At 59.1% G+C, this 14,844-nt stretch carries 14 protein-coding genes and 1 pseudogene; 12 read left to right on the forward strand and 3 right to left on the reverse strand.

Annotated elements, in window-relative coordinates:
- Position 1: 1 nt before the first annotated feature.
- From AC3IX4_RS06635 to AC3IX4_RS06685, 11 genes and pseudogenes are all read left to right on the forward strand, one after another.
- Entirely contained in the window at positions 2-727 is a 726-nt protein-coding gene (locus AC3IX4_RS06635; RefSeq protein WP_489259793.1) for an adenosylcobinamide-GDP ribazoletransferase, read from the forward strand.
- 39 nt (positions 728-766) lie between these two features.
- A complete protein-coding gene (locus AC3IX4_RS06640) occupies positions 767-1,171 on the forward strand; it encodes a MarR family winged helix-turn-helix transcriptional regulator (RefSeq protein ID WP_489259794.1) in 405 nt (134 codons plus the stop codon).
- A 54-nt stretch (positions 1,172-1,225) separates the two neighbouring features.
- Positions 1,226-2,434 carry an MFS transporter gene (locus AC3IX4_RS06645; protein WP_489259795.1) on the forward strand — a complete coding sequence of 403 codons (1,209 nt, stop codon included), beginning with the start codon at positions 1,226-1,228 and terminating at the stop codon, positions 2,432-2,434.
- Positions 2,431-2,553 carry a hypothetical protein gene (locus AC3IX4_RS06650; RefSeq protein ID WP_489259796.1) on the forward strand — a complete coding sequence of 41 codons (123 nt, stop codon included), beginning with the start codon at positions 2,431-2,433 and terminating at the stop codon, positions 2,551-2,553. The genes AC3IX4_RS06645 and AC3IX4_RS06650 overlap by 4 nt, the downstream gene beginning before the upstream one ends.
- A gap of 46 nt (positions 2,554-2,599) precedes the next feature.
- Positions 2,600-3,160 carry a glutathione peroxidase gene (locus tag AC3IX4_RS06655; RefSeq protein WP_489261231.1) on the forward strand — a complete coding sequence of 187 codons (561 nt, stop codon included), beginning with the start codon at positions 2,600-2,602 and terminating at the stop codon, positions 3,158-3,160.
- Positions 3,161-3,523: 363 nt separating this feature from the next.
- Entirely contained in the window at positions 3,524-6,958 is a 3,435-nt protein-coding gene (locus AC3IX4_RS06660) for a toxin VasX (protein WP_489259797.1), read from the forward strand.
- A 355-nt stretch (positions 6,959-7,313) separates the two neighbouring features.
- Positions 7,314-8,177, forward strand: a complete 864-nt coding sequence (locus tag AC3IX4_RS06665) for a hypothetical protein (RefSeq protein WP_489259798.1) — start codon at positions 7,314-7,316, stop codon at positions 8,175-8,177.
- Positions 8,178-8,308: 131 nt separating this feature from the next.
- Positions 8,309-8,605, forward strand: coding sequence for an IS66 family insertion sequence element accessory protein TnpA (gene tnpA, locus AC3IX4_RS06670; RefSeq protein WP_489259799.1), 297 nt, complete (start codon positions 8,309-8,311; stop codon positions 8,603-8,605).
- Positions 8,605-8,943 carry an IS66 family insertion sequence element accessory protein TnpB gene (tnpB, locus tag AC3IX4_RS06675; RefSeq protein ID WP_489259800.1) on the forward strand — a complete coding sequence of 113 codons (339 nt, stop codon included), beginning with the start codon at positions 8,605-8,607 and terminating at the stop codon, positions 8,941-8,943. Before tnpA ends, tnpB begins: the two co-directional genes overlap by 1 nt.
- A 71-nt stretch (positions 8,944-9,014) precedes the next feature.
- Positions 9,015-10,535: an IS66 family transposase gene (gene tnpC, locus AC3IX4_RS06680; protein ID WP_489259801.1), complete on the forward strand. Its 1,521-nt coding sequence runs from the start codon at positions 9,015-9,017 to the stop codon at positions 10,533-10,535.
- Positions 10,536-10,724: 189 nt separating this feature from the next.
- Positions 10,725-10,916, forward strand: a pseudogene (locus AC3IX4_RS06685) (transposase domain-containing protein); the annotation flags it as partial.
- 134 nt (positions 10,917-11,050) lie between these two features.
- Here AC3IX4_RS06685 and AC3IX4_RS06690 read toward each other — a convergent pair.
- The 3 genes from AC3IX4_RS06690 to AC3IX4_RS06700 all read right to left on the reverse strand — a co-directional run bounded on the left by AC3IX4_RS06690 (position 11,051) and on the right by AC3IX4_RS06700 (position 13,484).
- Positions 11,051-12,328 (reverse strand): OmpP1/FadL family transporter, encoded by a 1,278-nt coding sequence (locus AC3IX4_RS06690; protein ID WP_489259802.1) that lies wholly within the window; start codon positions 12,326-12,328, stop codon positions 11,051-11,053.
- Between the two features lie 143 nt (positions 12,329-12,471).
- A complete protein-coding gene (locus AC3IX4_RS06695; protein WP_489259803.1) occupies positions 12,472-12,954 on the reverse strand; it encodes a hypothetical protein in 483 nt (160 codons plus the stop codon).
- 305 nt (positions 12,955-13,259) lie between these two features.
- On the reverse strand, positions 13,260-13,484 hold the full coding sequence (locus tag AC3IX4_RS06700) for a hypothetical protein (RefSeq protein ID WP_489259804.1): 225 nt from the start codon (positions 13,482-13,484) through the stop codon (positions 13,260-13,262).
- 947 nt (positions 13,485-14,431) lie between these two features.
- Here AC3IX4_RS06700 and AC3IX4_RS06705 point away from each other — a divergent pair.
- Entirely contained in the window at positions 14,432-14,770 is a 339-nt protein-coding gene (locus AC3IX4_RS06705) for a sel1 repeat family protein (RefSeq protein WP_489259805.1), read from the forward strand.
- The last annotated feature ends 74 nt before the right edge of the window (positions 14,771-14,844 follow it).

Genomic DNA, 14,844 nt, shown 5'->3' on the forward strand with positions numbered 1-14,844 from the left:
CATGTTGCCCTTCTGGATTGCCTTGCAGTTTCTCAGCAGCCTGCCCGTGAAGTTGCCAGGCATGCCCGCGCCTGAGCAGATGGGCCGTTCTTTGCTCTGGTACCCGCTGGTGGGTGTGCTGTTCGGCGGCCTGCTGTTGGCGCTCAATGCCCTGCTGGCCGGAGCCCCCTTGCTGCTGCACGCGGCGTTGCTGCTGGCGGCCTGGGTGCAGCTCAGCGGTGGCTTGCATCTGGACGGGCTGGCCGACAGCGCTGACGCCTGGTTGGGTGGCTTTGGCGATCGGGCGCGCACACTGGAAATCATGAAGGACCCGCGCAGCGGCCCGATTGCCGTCGTCACGCTGGTGGTGGTGCTGCTGCTCAAATTTTGTGCAGTGGTCGCCCTGATCGAGACTGACAACCCTGTGGCCTTGCTGTTGGCGCCGGTGCTGGGGCGGGCAGCGATGCTGGCCTTGTTCATGTCCACGCCCTATGTGCGCGCGGGCGGGCTGGGGCAGGCGTTGGCCGATCACCTGCCGCGCTCGGCAGGGCGTTGGGTGCTGCTGATCGTGGCGGCTGGCAGTGTTTTACTGGGCGGTGCCTGGGCAGTGCTCGCGGCCATTCTGGTGTTTTTCTGGTTGCGCGCGGTGATGGTTCGGCGCTTGGGTGGGGCGACCGGCGACACGGCGGGTGCTCTGCTGGAATTACTGGAATTAGCCGTGGTTGTGGTGCTGGCGCTGATCAAATAAACATTGCGTAACAAATAATGCGGGTATATACACCTAATCATGCTTTCGTCCCCATGCCTCTGCACTCATCTGCGTCGCGCCTCCCGAGGTGTCAGTCGCCACTACGACGAAGCCCTTGAAGGCTTTGGCATCAACGTCGCCCAGTTTTCCCTGTTGCGAAACCTGGAGCGACTGGGCCAGCCCAGTATCTCGTCCCTGGCCGAAGCCGTCGGGCTTGACCGCAGCACCCTGGGTCGCAACTTGCGGGTGCTGGAAGGGCTGGGGCTGGTGAGCCTGGTTGAAGGTGAAGACCATCGCAATCGGCTGGTGATGTTAACCCCTCAGGGGCTGGCCCGGATCGAGGCGGCCAAGCCTGCGTGGACAGCCGCGCAGCAGTCGCTGCTGGAACAGTTGGGTGAAGATCAGCGTGATGTACTGGTGAAGCTGCTGGAGCAGTTGGCGTAATCTTTTTTCGAACCAAAGCGGGTATATACCCGCATGAAGCCGGAGACAACCACAATGACATCGGTATGGCGAACCAGCGGCTGGATCCTGCTGGGCAGTGCGTTGATCCTGGCGCTTTCACTCGGGACTCGACACGGCTTCGGGCTGTTCCTGGCGCCCATGAGCGCCGAATTTGGCTGGGGTCGAGGGGTGTTCGCGCTCGCCATCGCCCTGCAGAACCTGATCTGGGGGCTGGCCCAGCCGTTTGCCGGCGCGCTGGCAGACCGCTTCGGTGCTGCTCGCGTGGTGCTGGTCGGGGGTGTGCTGTACGCGCTGGGCCTGGTGTTCATGAGCATGGCCGATTCCGCCTGGTCGTTATCGCTCAGTGCCGGCTTGCTGATTGGTATCGGCCTGTCGGGTACTTCGTTTTCGGTGATATTGGGCGTCGTTGGGCGTGCCGTACCGGCGGAAAAACGCAGCATGGCCATGGGCATCGCCAGCGCGGCAGGCTCTTTTGGGCAATTTGCGATGCTGCCGGGCACCCTGGGCTTGATCAACGGGCTGGGCTGGTCAGCCGCCTTGCTGGCGCTGGGGCTGATGGTTGCCCTGATCGTCCCTTTGGTGACCATGCTCAAGGACCGGCCGCTGCCCAGCCTGGGTCATGAGCAGACGCTGGGCCAGGCGCTGCGGGAAGCCTGCACGCATTCAGGGTTCTGGCTGCTGGCGCTGGGCTTTTTCGTCTGCGGCTTCCAGGTGGTATTCATCGGCATACACCTGCCGTCGTTCCTGGTAGACCAGCACCTGCCTGCCACAGTCGGCACCACGGTGCTGGCATTGGTGGGGCTGTTCAATATCGTCGGTACTTACGTCGCCGGCTGGCTGGGCGGGCGCATGTCAAAGCCGCGGTTGCTGACGGCGCTGTACCTGGCGCGGGCGGTGGTGATCATGCTGTTCCTGTGGGCGCCGATCACCGTGACCAGCGCCTACCTGTTCGGCATCGCCATGGGGCTGCTGTGGCTGTCTACCGTGCCATTGACCAACGGTACCGTCGCGACCCTGTTCGGCGTGCGCAATCTATCTATGCTGGGAGGAATTGTGTTCCTGTTCCACCAGCTGGGTGCTTTTTTGGGCGGCTGGTTGGGCGGGGTGGTGTATGACCGTACCGGGAGCTACGACATGGTCTGGCAAATTTCCATATTGCTCAGTGTGCTGGCGGCAGCCTTGAACTGGCCCGTGCGCGAGCGCCCGGTGGCACGCCTTCAGGCGTCGGCGACGGCACTGTGAGCAGTCGCGGGCTTGGGGTATGCGTGTTGGTGCTGGGCGCGCTGCTGCTGGCGGCAGCCTGGTGGGGCTGGCAGCGTGGCGGCCTGGCCTTGATGCAACTGGGCATGGGCGCTTGCTAGCCTGGAGATTACGTGGTTAGTTGAGGGAAATTGACGCGAGCAGGAAATAACCATGCGCTGGTGTATTGCCCCTCTGTTATTACTGTTGGCTGGCAATGCGCTGGCCAGTGAATGCCCAGATGTACTGCAAGGCCAGTTACCCAAGCTGCGGTCCAAAGAACAGATCGACCTGTGCCAGAAATTCGCAGGCAAACCGCTGGTGGTGGTCAACACCGCCAGCTACTGCGGCTTTGCCCCACAGTTCGACGGCCTGGAGGCTGTCTATCAGCGCTATCGCGGCCAGGGCCTGGAAATGCTCGGCGTGCCGTCCAACGACTTCAAGCAAGAAGCCAAGGACAGCGCCGAAACCGCCAAAGTCTGCTACGCCAACTACGGCGTCACCTTCACCATGACCGAACCCCAATCAGTCAAAGGCGACAACGCCACCCCCCTATTCAAAGAACTGGCCAGGCAAAGCAACCCACCCCGCTGGAACTTCTACAAATACGTCATAGATCGCCAAGGCAACGTCATCGCCAGCTTCTCAAGCCTCACCAAACCCGACGACCCCGACTTCATCGAAGCCATCGACAAGGCGATAGCCTCCAAGCCGGCTGAGGGGAGCTAAGGCTCTACGCTCGGTTGATAGAGTATCTTTGCTCGACTCCAGCTCCCCCAGCTCTTGATCCTAGTTCGCAGCGATACAAGCGGGCTTTTTATGGCTTTCAAAATACAACATTCTGAAATACGGAAACTTCCCACGTGATAGGTGGGTTTTTTCCGGCATTCATTCTTGCGTCCTCTTGCTAGCTTGCTCGGCCAAACCGCTTGCTCATGCCTTCATGGAATGAAGTTCGCGCGGTTGTCGTTCTCAGCTCAAGGATCAAGCTATGTTCGCGCCGGCCAATGTTGCTCATTTCGAACTGAAAATCCCCACTGTTCGCAACGAATTCAAGTATGCCCGCACGGCCACTCCAGCAGGAGACTGGCCATGACCGCCGAACCACCGCTCAAAGGCGCTGCCAACATCGCCGCCATGGCCAAAAGCGCCCAAGACATCCGTTCACCCCTGGGGCTGTGCCCTTTGATGGGCTCAAAAGTGCAGTTGCTGCCGGTGCGCTACGGCCTGGTCGAACGCCTCGACCCCTCGGCCGAAGTGAGCATGCCGCTCACCCTGGCCAGCCAGCCTTTGGGCTTCCGGCTGCTGCGTGACGGCTACCTGTACATCATCGACAACGGCACCGGCTACCTGCACGAATACCGCGTCGAGCAAGGGCAGATCAACAAGCTGCTGTGGCAGGGCCGGGAAGTGCTTAGCGACACGCGCACCGCGTCGGTGGGCGAGCCGCATTTGATCTTCAGCCGGCAGCACCGGTTGTACGCCAGCTATTCGGAGCTCCAGTGGACCGCCTACAAATGCGCGCAAGTGCTCAAGGACCCCGCCGAGCGTGAACGCTTGATGCAACGCATCGATCTGGCGAGTGCCTGCCCGGCCAGTGGCGGCACTCACTTGTTGAGCCAATACCAGGCCAGGGGCTGGCTGGCGGAGGTCGCGCACAACAACCCGCCATCCGCTGCCAAGGAGCCCGAGCCCTTGCCCGAGGGCGCCCACCCACAAGAGCGCCAACCCTATAGCTGGGAAGCCACGCCCCTGTTCAAGGACACGCCGATCGAAGCGCTCACCAGTCGGGTGCTGGGCGCCTACCAGAACGATTTTCTGTTTTTGGTCTTGCGCGACGATTTTGGCGTGATGCGCGACCTGGCCAGCGCCCAACTGCAAGTGGCGGACTGGCTCAAGCAGTGGAGCGCCGACGAGGTTGCCCAGCGCAAATACCTCACCGGCGCCTACATCCAGTCGTTGTATGAGATGAATCCGGCGGGGCTGGAGGCCTTGACCAGCACGGATGCCGCTGTGAATGCCCTGAAGGCGGACCTCAACCCGCAACAGCAGACAGCGGTGCATGATTATTTACGGGCCAAGCGTGACCATGACGGACAGTCCATCTATGGCGACGAGCAAAATTGGCGCGAGGCGGCGAAAAGCAGTCCTTACGCGCGCGCCTTTGTCAGCCTGCTCGATGGCCTGGGCGAAGGGCTTTGGCAAAAACATCGAGACGCCATCGCCAGCCTCCATCTGCGCACCTGGGAGGCGTTGAATGGTAAGGCCATCGGCGAGCGTGGCATTGATCAGTTGGTCAACCGGGCGGACATGCAAGCGTTCGTCCATCAGCAGCAAACGCTGCTCAGCCATTGGCAAAGGCGCCTTCAGGCCATTCGCGAAGACCGCTTGAACATGATTACCGGCGGCCACTTTCACCGTGCCGCCTGGTATTACGACTTCCAGCACGACGTGCAGATCAAGCATCGTCTGGAAACCGAATTCGTCTGCGTGGCGGCCCTGTGCGGCGATCGCGCCGCGACTGAAAAGCTCGCCGCCTTCCTCGAGCAAAACCCGCTCACCGTCGTACCGGGGCTGGAAACCCTGACCCTCGCCGATCAGTTGGAGGTGAGCAAGAGGCTCTTGGATCTGAGCAGCTTTTGGATCAAGGTCGTCACGGCCCCGGACAGCCTGGCCGGCGTCAATGAACTGGCCAATCAATTCAACAGCCTGATGAGCGAACGGTTGCCCAACTATGCGGATCTGAATACGCGGTTCAAGGGGCTGCAGAGCTTGTTGGATGGGGCGTATAACCCGGCCAGGCAACTCAGCATTGCGGACGAACTAGACACTGCCCATAACGCACTAAAGCAGCGACAGCACATCGACCCCAATAACTTCCTCCGTAACCTCGGCCAGCCGGCGCGCCTGCAACTGTTGCGCGAGTTTTCCCGCAGCGGCTTGACCCTGCGGGCCGCGTCGGCTTCCGAAATCCAGGCCTTCAATAAGACCCGCGATGCCGCCCTCGATCTGCGCCGCCAGCTCAAGCGCACCTACACGCTGCGCCGTCTGGAGTTGTCGCGGCAAACCCACGGCTTGGCCACACCGGGCAGCGAGCAAGTGCATAACCAGCGGATCCATGAGCTCAAGACCGCGCTGCTGCCGTTGGAAGACCGCATCAGCCGGGCGTTGACAGTCGGCAGCGACGGGCGGCGGCAGATCGGTACGGTAATCGATGGTATGCCTGCGGAACTGCGTAGTGAAATGCAGCGCACGGTGCGCGATTTCCGCGCGACGGGGACGTTTGGCAAGCCCCTGAGTAGCGCCCTGAAATCCTGGGGGAACGGGGTTGGGTTGCTGCTGTTTGTTTATCAGGGGCACAAGTTTATTGAGGCGTTGAGTGCGTTTGATAAAAAAACAAGCCGCTCTATTTCAGATGTTTGGACGCTTGTTGAGACTTTCGTTGTGATGTCGGCTGCGGGTTTTGCCGTGGTACAGGGCTTGTCAGTAACGATCTTGCAGGCGCATATAGCACAAATGGACAGTGCCGCTGGCAAGCTCAACACCATGAGTCGATTGGGGCGCTGGACGGGTATTGCCGGGGATGCTGCTTTTGTCCTTGGTGGTCTGGCCGCCGCAATCGACTTAGGCAGGCATTCCCAGCAATGGGGCAAAGCGCTGGCCAAAGGCAATGACCAAGCCTTGGCGGCCACGACCCTGCAAATTGCTGGCGACGCTATTCTCGTGGGCACCAATACCTGGGGCGCCAAACACACGACGTCGATCATCAGTCAGATCCTCAAGAAGCCCGCCGAACTGCGGGCGCTGGCCTGGGCCGAAGCCAGCCCGCGGCTGCTGAGCATCGCCGTCAGAGCCAACCTGGTGGGACTGATCGGCACGGCCCTGCAACTGGTCGGCGAAGGCTTGTACCGCTACTTCAACCTGAGCGACCTGCAAAAATGGCTGCAAGCCAGCGCCTGGGGCACGGCCAACCTGCACCGCAGCCTGCCCGACGACTGGAGCGCCCTGGCCCGGGTGGTGCAACAACCGACCTGTGAGCTGGTCCGCGAAGGCAAGCGCACATACCTGCAACTGCGACTGCCCGGTGTCCGCACCCGGGAAATGGACAGCCGTCAACTGCACCTGCAGGCCTTTCATCAAACCCGTGCTCGGCACATACCCCAGCCCTACAGTCGGCATGCACCGCCCCTCCACTGGCAGGCACACAGCGCGGCATGGGCCGCGGTGACCGTGGTTGCCAGCCAGGAAGACGAGGCGCTGACCCTTCACCTGCCGATCAGCGAAGCCCAGCAAACGACGGATTTCGCCCTGGCCTTCACCATCGGTTACCAACTGGAAGCCGAACGTGACTTGATGCACCGCACCAGTTTTGTCCTGCGCGACCTGCGCATCGCAACGGTGCGGGGCGTACAGTTGCCGGCCCAGGGCCGGTTTATACTCGATGCCGTGGAAACCTTGCCCAGTGGCCTCGACACGACTCGCTTCTGGGGGTTCAAGCGAGAAGAACTGGCGGCGCTCGATGATTAGCACACTGTTCAAACGCAGAAAACAGCCAGAGACCTCAGAGCCGACACCGGACATTCGCAGCCAGCGGCCCCGTGCCGGTGAACTGCGGGTCAGGGGGTTGAATGAAACGTTGTTTCTGGCGCCGTTGCCGGTGTACACCGGGCAGGGGCAGGTGTCGCGGCGTAATTTTTCGGCGATGAACGAGACCTATCTGGAGTTGGGGGGGAGCAACTACGGGATGGTTGAACTGGGGAAAAGACTGGGTGTAATGATCTGGATACCTTTGTTTTTAGCTTTTGTTTTTCCGAGTCTCATAATTATGCAGGGAGTGCTTTTCTATCCAGAAAACTTCAGGAATCCATTACAGGAACTACTCATGTTCTTTGAGGTTACGACTAAAGTTGCTCTTGTTAGTTTGCTACCCATCGGCGCCTTCATCTACGGCATGCTCTCCAACGTCCGAACCCTGGCCAAAAGTTACCCGGTCCGCTTCAACCGCCAACGCCGCGAAGTCTGCTACATCGACGACACCACCCATCGGGTGCTGATCGTGCCGTGGGAGAGCGTGGTGGCCTGGGTCGCCCGCAGCCAGGGGATAACCAGCTACGGCGCGATGCGTGATTACACCTTCGGCATGGGGCTGGAAGACGAAGAGCGCGACACCGTGCAGTTTCTATTGTCGGCGCAACCCAGCGATGCGCATGCGCTGGGCATGTGGGCGTCCATTCGCAACTACATGGAGGAAGGGGAGCTGGTGGATACGCCCAACCCCATGCTTGCCGCGTTGGGCATCACCCTGAGCGAGGATGAGCTCAAACCTTATGAAGGGCTGCACACCTTTGAAATCGAACGGCTCGACGCCAGGGCATTGGGTAGGCTGGACGACGGAGGAGGCCATCTGACTGCCGAAGAGCGCAAGCGTTGGGGATACTCTAAGCGTTCCCCTTGGCCTCTGCGCTGGTGGTACATCAGACGGGTGATAGTGTTCTGGAAAATGCCCTACCTGATCGCCGAGTGGGCCCACCGCAAGGGCCGCCCGACCCTGCCTGAAAGCGTACAAGCCTGGTCGCAACCGCTGCCCCCCGAACAATGGGCCCAGCCCAGCCCCGCCCTGCAAAAAGCCAACGCCCTGGTCAAGACCGCCATGGACAAAAAAGGCGCGAACTTCGTCGACGCGTGCAAGGCGGCGGGGGCATTGAACCCACCGCTGCACACTTCGCCCAGCGGCCGATTGATTTGACGCTAGCGGAACAAATGGTGCGCGAAGCGATCTTGCATCCTGAAGAGACGATCCGTGGTAAGCCTCCAGCCCCACCACCTATGATCTGATCCGCTCTTCTGTGATGTTGTGATTTTTCAAGAGACCCTCTAATGAAATCACTTCAGTCACGCCGTGTTTTCTGGGCAAAACACGTTGAGCAGTGGCAGGCCAGTGGCCTCACTCAAGTCGCTTACTGCCAACTACACGATCTCAAACCCAAGGCATTTGGTTATCGTGTCAGAAGCGGCGAACGTCCCAGCGACGCCCTGACATTAATCCCCATCAAGATCAGCAAACCGATTGGCGCCCCTGAAGTCCTGCTGCGTCATGCCAACGGTTGGCAGCTGGTCTTGTCGCCTTCGGTCGAGCCCGCTTGGCTCGCGCGATTACTGCGGGAGATGGTCTGATGGTGTTGCCTGATCAGGTCTGGCTGGTGCTCGATCCCATGGACATGCGCTTGGGCATCGACGGACTTTCCTCACGCCTTCAACAAACGCTTGGCCGTTCACCCTGCGATGGCACCGCTTATGCTTTTCGCAACCGACGAGGTACTCGGCTCAAGCTTTTGCAATGGGATGGTACCGGCGTCTGGCTGAGCCAGCGGCGCTTGCATCAAGGCTCTTTCGCGTGGCCGAGCAAGGGTGACAAAACCTTCACGCTGACCCAAGCGCAGTGGCAATGGCTGATCACTGGGGTCGACTGGCAGCGCCTGGAAGCCTTGCCGATGGCGCATTGGCAAGTATGAGCGGCCACTGAATGCGCGTATCAGCGTTGTTTTTCCAAGTATGGGCGTGGATTTTTCAGTAAAATCCACGGATGTCTATCGCCCATGAACTTGCCGCATCAAACCTTGATCCCGCTCTGCGGGAACAGGTGTTGGCGGCGCTATCGCAGGTGGGTCGGCTGCAAGCCGAGGCCGAACGTGATGCGTTGAAAATCAAGGCGCTGACCTTTGAGCTGGCGCACTACAAGCGCATCCGTTTCGGCGTCAAAAACGAAGCCTTGTCGCCCGAGCAACGCGATCTGTTTCACGAAACCATGGACGCCGACTGCGCCGCCATCGAGGCCGAAGTCGAGGTGCAAGTACCTGAACTGCGGGCCCAGCGTCCGCGAGCCGGACGTCAGCCTTTACCTGAGCATCTGCCGCGCATCGAACATCGTCACGAACCTGAGGTGTGCGCCTGCGGCGAGTGTGGTGGAGCCTTGGTGAAAATCGGTGAGGACATCACCGAGCAGCTCGATGTTGAACCCGCCAAATTCTTCGTCCACCGACATATCCGCAGCAAGTACGCCTGCCGCCCTTGCGAACGTATCGTCTGCGCCGACGTTGCACCCGCAGTGATTGAGGGTGGTATGGCCGCCCCCGGTTTGATTGCCTGGGTCTTGATCAGTAAATATCTGGATCACCTGCCACTGTATCGACTGGAACAAATCGCCCAACGTGACGGCGTCACGCTAGCCCGTTCAACCTTGTCGGAGTGGGTGGGCCGCTATGGCTTTGCCCTGCAACCCTTGGCCGATCGCTTGCGTGAGTTGCTGCATCAGCGCCTGATTTTGCATGCCGACGAAACCCCGGTGCAGCAACTGGATCCCGGCAAGGGAAAAACCAAACGCGCCTATCTATGGTGCTACCGCAGCAACGACCTGGATGAAGGGCCGGGCCTTACCGTGTTCGACTATCAACCCGGACGCAGCGGTGAACATGCGCGTGCGTTCCTGGAGGGCTGGAAAGGTCATCTGATGGTCGACGACTATGCCGGTTATAAGGCGTTGTTTGGTCTTGGCATCACGGAAGTTGGCTGCATGGCCCACGCACGACGCAAGTTCTTCGAGTTGCATGCGGCCAATCAAAGCCCGGTGGCGGCTGAAGCCTTGCGCAGAATCGCCGAGCTTTACGAGATTGAAGGGCGTGGCCGGGAGCTGGACATACCACAGCGCCAACACCTGCGCGTTCAAGAAGCGGCCCCCAAGCTGCGGTCGCTGCACGACTGGTTGCAGTCGACTCGCCAGGGCGTGGCCAATGGAAGCAGCTTGGCCAAGGCCATTGATTACAGCCTCAAGCGCTGGGTGGCGTTATCGCGCTACGCGCTGAGCGGTGACTTGCCGATTGATAATAATCCCGCCGAGAACGTCATCCGACCGATAGCTATTGGTAAGAATTATCCGCAGTCGGAAATTATGTCGGGTATGCGGCGGCGGTGGCAGCGCAGCCTGGCTGCCCGCCACTGCCGACTTTGCATAATTTCAGAGACTTTCCAGAAGCTTCAGCAGGGCGTCAATCGGACGATAGCGCGTGCGCTTGGTTTCGAGTGGCAAGAAAGTCTCGCCACGTATTGATCCGCAGGCTTGGTGTGCTCATATAGAGGGGGCTGGATCTAAAGGAAACCACTGAAAATTATGGCGTGTCGGAAACTCTCCAGGAGACACGGAAAGCAGGCGGACTATGCGGTCACGAAACCGGGTTGGGGCGAACTGAGCATAATTTCCGACTGCGGATAATTGCGCTTATGCAAAGCTTGGCATAATAAGAAAAACTGGTTATTTACCGGTTCAGAGCGCGCCGGACGCCGTGCGGCGGCGATTCAGGGTTTGCTGGCGACCGCCAAGTTGAACGGCATTGAGCCGAGTGCATGGCTGAAAGATACGCTGGAAAAGCTGCCGACCTGGGCCAATAGCCGGCTGGATGAGTTACTGCCGTTGAGAACGGTTGCTGAGTAAAGGTGGTGGGGTTGGAGGCTTACGATCCGTGGTGTTTGGACCATTTATGTACAAAGATCAAAAGCTAGAAGCAAAAAAACCGATGCCAGTACAAGCATCGGTTTTTTATTTCGGAGCGAACAGCGGCCATCAAATCAGAAGCGGTAAGTCATCCCCAAGCCAAACCCAAAGGCGCTGTTTTCATACTTCAGGTTAGTACGACCCTTAGTAGCACTGGCCAAATTGATATTGACGTCTTCCTCTTTCAAGTACGACAACGCAGCATCGATAGTGACGTCGTCAGTCGGGCTCCAGCCAGCACCAATGCTGACAGCCTTACGATCCCCAGTAGGAATACGAGGCGAGCGATCGACGTTGTTAGTCGGCGACTGGTCCATGCTCAAACCAGCACGCAATACCCATTCCTTGTTCACCTGATAGGCAGCACCAATGGCGTGAGCCCAGGTGTTGTGCCATTTCTGCTCTTCGCTGATCCTGCCGATTGGGCCGGCAGCGCCGCCCAATTGGGCCGGAACACCCACGCTATCGACCGTGATGTCCTCCAGGCGACTCCAGCGGGTGTAGGTGCTGCCCGCATACAGAGTCCACTGCTCATTCAGCTTGTGGGTAATCGACAGGTCGGCAATTTCCGGGGTTTCGACCTTCAGGGTGGCGTCAAATTTACGACCGTTGAAAGGGCCAAAACCCGGGCCGGAAATCTTGGTGTCGCCTTCGAGCTGGTACTTGACCTTGGAGTGATAGGTCAGGCCAATGCGCGTCGCGTCGGTGGCCTGGACCATGATGCCGGCGTTAAAGCCAATGGCAGTGTCATCACCCTTGATCTTCACGCGGCCATCGTTCTGGCCAGGCGTGGCGGCAACCAGCGTGGAAGACGCCAATTCACCCTTAATCTTGTTGATGGTCGGACCGATACCGATCGACACCATATCGTTGAATTTCCACGCCACTGTTGGCTGGAGTGTCACCACTTCGACCTTGCTCTTGTCGCCCCAGTAACGGCCAGCAAAACCGCGTTCGTAGTCAGTCACCAGGCCAAACGGCGCGTAGATGCCGATACCGAACGACAAATTCTCGTTAGCTTCGGGTTTTGTCACCAGAAAGCCCATTGGCACGGCGACTACCGGGACCATGTCCCCGTCGGTGGTACCGCCGAAGGTGCCGGTGCCACTGATATCGGAACTGGCGGAAATGGCGGCGACACCCACCGTGGCTTGGTCGCGCTTGAGGAAGGACATGCCGGCAGGGTTGCCGTAGACAGTGCTCGCATCCTCGGCAGAAGAGGAACGACCCGCGAAACCGGTACCCATGCCGCTAATGCTTTGCTCATTGAGGGCGAAGCCGCTGGCGAAGAGCTGGGTGGACGCCAGGCCAACGGCGAGGCTGAGTGTGGTCTTGAGCATTACTTTTTTCATTATTAGAACTCCGTTGATCACCGGAGGGAAAGCTACCAACATTTTTCGCACAGCGCTATAGCTCAAATTTCAGGAGTTAGCGCTGTTTTGTAGGACAATCAGACCAACTTTGTAGGAGTTCGCACTTATGACCACTGGGTCATTTAACAGGCTTGTAGGTCAACCGGCGCAATGAACGTTTGCCAGGCATAGGTGAAATCTCGCAGCCTGCCCTGTGGATGGAAAATTTGACGCCAAATTTTTGCCAAACCTAGCAAGTCATCGGCTTCGGGCAGGATGGGGTGCTGCTCTTCCACAAGCATCCAGGCGATGGCGGTGGCGTAGCGCAGGTTGACGGTCAATTCCAGGTGTGGGCCGGTCAGGAAGGCATGCTGGCTGGCGAGGCCGCGAACCAGGCTGGCCAAGTCAGGGTCCAGCGCCAGGTAATGATCCCAGAGGTTCTGGTGGCGGTGTTCGCCGATACGATAGAGGCCGTGGCCACGGCGATCATGCAAGGCTGAACCCAGCGCCGACTGGCTGGCGGCGATGCCAAGGAGCAGGGCCTCGGCGGTGGGGCAGTGGCGGTTCAGATATTTCAGGGTTGGGCGAATGACATATTCGCTCAACTCGCTCGCGGCGATACCCATAGAGCCCTCGCGCTTGAAGATGGCCGGCGAGGTCAGAGGCTTTGGCAGCGATGAAAGAAGTCAGCCTCACCGGAAGCGGATCGCACCGCTTGAGTTGAAGTCTAGTGTCATATTCACGCTGTAAAGGCCTGTTTTTACATCATTTACGGCTTGCGGTTATAGCTGATATGCCGCGCAGTGCTAAGCAAACAAACGCTGTAGCCGCTGCCGATAGGCTGCGATCGCCCGCGGCGCGGGCGCGGGATCGTGAGATCGCATTGGCGCCCCTGACGGGCCGCATCGCAGCCTTCGGCAGCGGCTACAGGTCAGGCCACCAAGGCCTGGCGAGTGCGGTCGATCACGGCTTGCAGCGGTTCATGGCTGGCGTAATGCTCCGGGTACAGGCGTTGGCTGTGGCGGGCAATACCGTGCTCGTTGACCAGGGTGAAGCTGAAGCTGCCATTGCGAGCTGCCAGAATCAGGCAGTCCAGAGGTGCAAAGGCGTTTTCCAGGGTGCGGATAGCATCCCGGACTGGGAGTTGAGTATTCATCTTGTAGGTGTTCCTGCAATAGACACGGATAGGATCCGTGCATGACTAAAACGTTCCAGAAGACACGCAATCGAAGAGATTGAGCGACGAACCCGTCTGGAACACAGCAGTCAGGGTGAAGCGCATTGATCTATGTGGCGCTCGGGCTGACCGGTAGTACACATGAGGACAGGCAACACACCGGGCAAAGGTTCTACAGCGCCGGGGAAGATCCTGATCAAATCTGCAGGTTGGTATGACAGGGTAAAGGGCAGCACACGGCGTATAAGGGAGCCGAGCCTGAGGAAATTACCTGGAAACCATCGAGGAGGCCGGTCCTTTTTTCGACAGGGTTCTACTGCGGTAGAAGCGTGCGATAAGGACTGCGTCGGCCAGAGTTGACTTTCAGCTGGGTACAAACGCCGCTGATTCTAACAGGATGAAAATGTAAAGCAAGCCCAAGGCTGAAATAAGGCGCCTGCCAATTGACGCCCCGAGCGAAAACAGTGCGGTCCCATGCCTTGATTCAGGGCGGTTGTGCACATTCAATGCAAGGGCTGTCACAGGGCCGTAACGCTCCGTCAATCTGGCCTCCATGGCTGGGTTGAAAATTTAAGTCAATGAAAAAAAACGCTTTTTTTTGTTGGTGAAAAAATCGTCAGTTTGTCTGCAGGCCCCGTTCTGTCTGGCTTTGAGCGGGGCGTTGGAAGGTTGTCCACTGAGTTATCCACAGCTTCTGTGGATTGTCCTGAGCGCTTGCTCTAGAACGGGCGTACTGCGCTTTTTTGACTTCTTGGGTAAGAAGGGGAAAGGGCTCGTCGCAAGAATGAATCTCATTGTCGCCCTGCGCTTGACCGTCAAAAGGGTGATCACTGATAGGGCGCGGAAAAAAGACTTCGAACGAAGCGGGCCTTCTTCAAAAAAAAAGAGTAGAGTTGCGCGCCCTGCGATCTGCCCTCCAAGTTTTTATGAAGTTTCGTGCAAAAACATCCTTTGACACGCTCGCGCTCAACGCTGTCATCGAACCCCAGCGATTTTCCCTTCGTGTGGCCTTGTGGCTGCTCGACAGTCCGCGCTTGGGCAACATCCCCAGCATCAAGCATTTTGCCGGGCGCCTGCTCAAGCAGCCGGCACTCCAGGGTGTAGTGGTCGCTCAGAGCCGCCTGGGGCAGTTGCTGTGTCGCGACTGTGGCAATGCTCGAGACCGGCGTATCGGCCACGAACTGCTGCGCCAGGCCGCCCGTGCCGGTGATTGCCAGGCCCAGCAGGCACTGGACCGGCTGTTGCAGCCGTCAGCCGCGCGATAGACACTGGCGCGATCTTCTCGCACAAGGTAACAACGCAGTGGCAATGGCATTGGACGTGACCAGCATCATGCTGG

The organism is Pseudomonas sp. KH_021, assembly GCF_057838865.1.

Bases quoted from the DNA above. Each gene is read 5' to 3' on its own strand.
- AC3IX4_RS06665 (WP_489259798.1), top strand. From the start codon at position 7,314: ATGTTCTTTGAGGTTACGACTAAAGTTGCTCTTGTTAGTTTGCTACCC.
- tnpC (WP_489259801.1), top strand. From the start codon at position 9,015: ATGTCTATCGCCCATGAACTTGCCGCATCAAACCTTGATCCCGCTCTG.
- AC3IX4_RS06695 (WP_489259803.1), bottom strand. From the start codon at position 12,954: ATGGGTATCGCCGCGAGCGAGTTGAGCGAATATGTCATTCGCCCAACC.
- AC3IX4_RS06690 (WP_489259802.1), bottom strand. From the start codon at position 12,328: ATGAAAAAAGTAATGCTCAAGACCACACTCAGCCTCGCCGTTGGCCTG.
- AC3IX4_RS06645 (WP_489259795.1), top strand. From the start codon at position 1,226: ATGACATCGGTATGGCGAACCAGCGGCTGGATCCTGCTGGGCAGTGCG.
- tnpA (WP_489259799.1), top strand. From the start codon at position 8,309: ATGAAATCACTTCAGTCACGCCGTGTTTTCTGGGCAAAACACGTTGAG.
- AC3IX4_RS06705 (WP_489259805.1), top strand. From the start codon at position 14,432: ATGAAGTTTCGTGCAAAAACATCCTTTGACACGCTCGCGCTCAACGCT.
- AC3IX4_RS06635 (WP_489259793.1), top strand. From the start codon at position 2: ATGTTGCCCTTCTGGATTGCCTTGCAGTTTCTCAGCAGCCTGCCCGTG.
- tnpB (WP_489259800.1), top strand. From the start codon at position 8,605: ATGGTGTTGCCTGATCAGGTCTGGCTGGTGCTCGATCCCATGGACATG.
- AC3IX4_RS06700 (WP_489259804.1), bottom strand. From the start codon at position 13,484: ATGAATACTCAACTCCCAGTCCGGGATGCTATCCGCACCCTGGAAAAC.
- AC3IX4_RS06660 (WP_489259797.1), top strand. From the start codon at position 3,524: ATGACCGCCGAACCACCGCTCAAAGGCGCTGCCAACATCGCCGCCATG.
- AC3IX4_RS06640 (WP_489259794.1), top strand. From the start codon at position 767: ATGCTTTCGTCCCCATGCCTCTGCACTCATCTGCGTCGCGCCTCCCGA.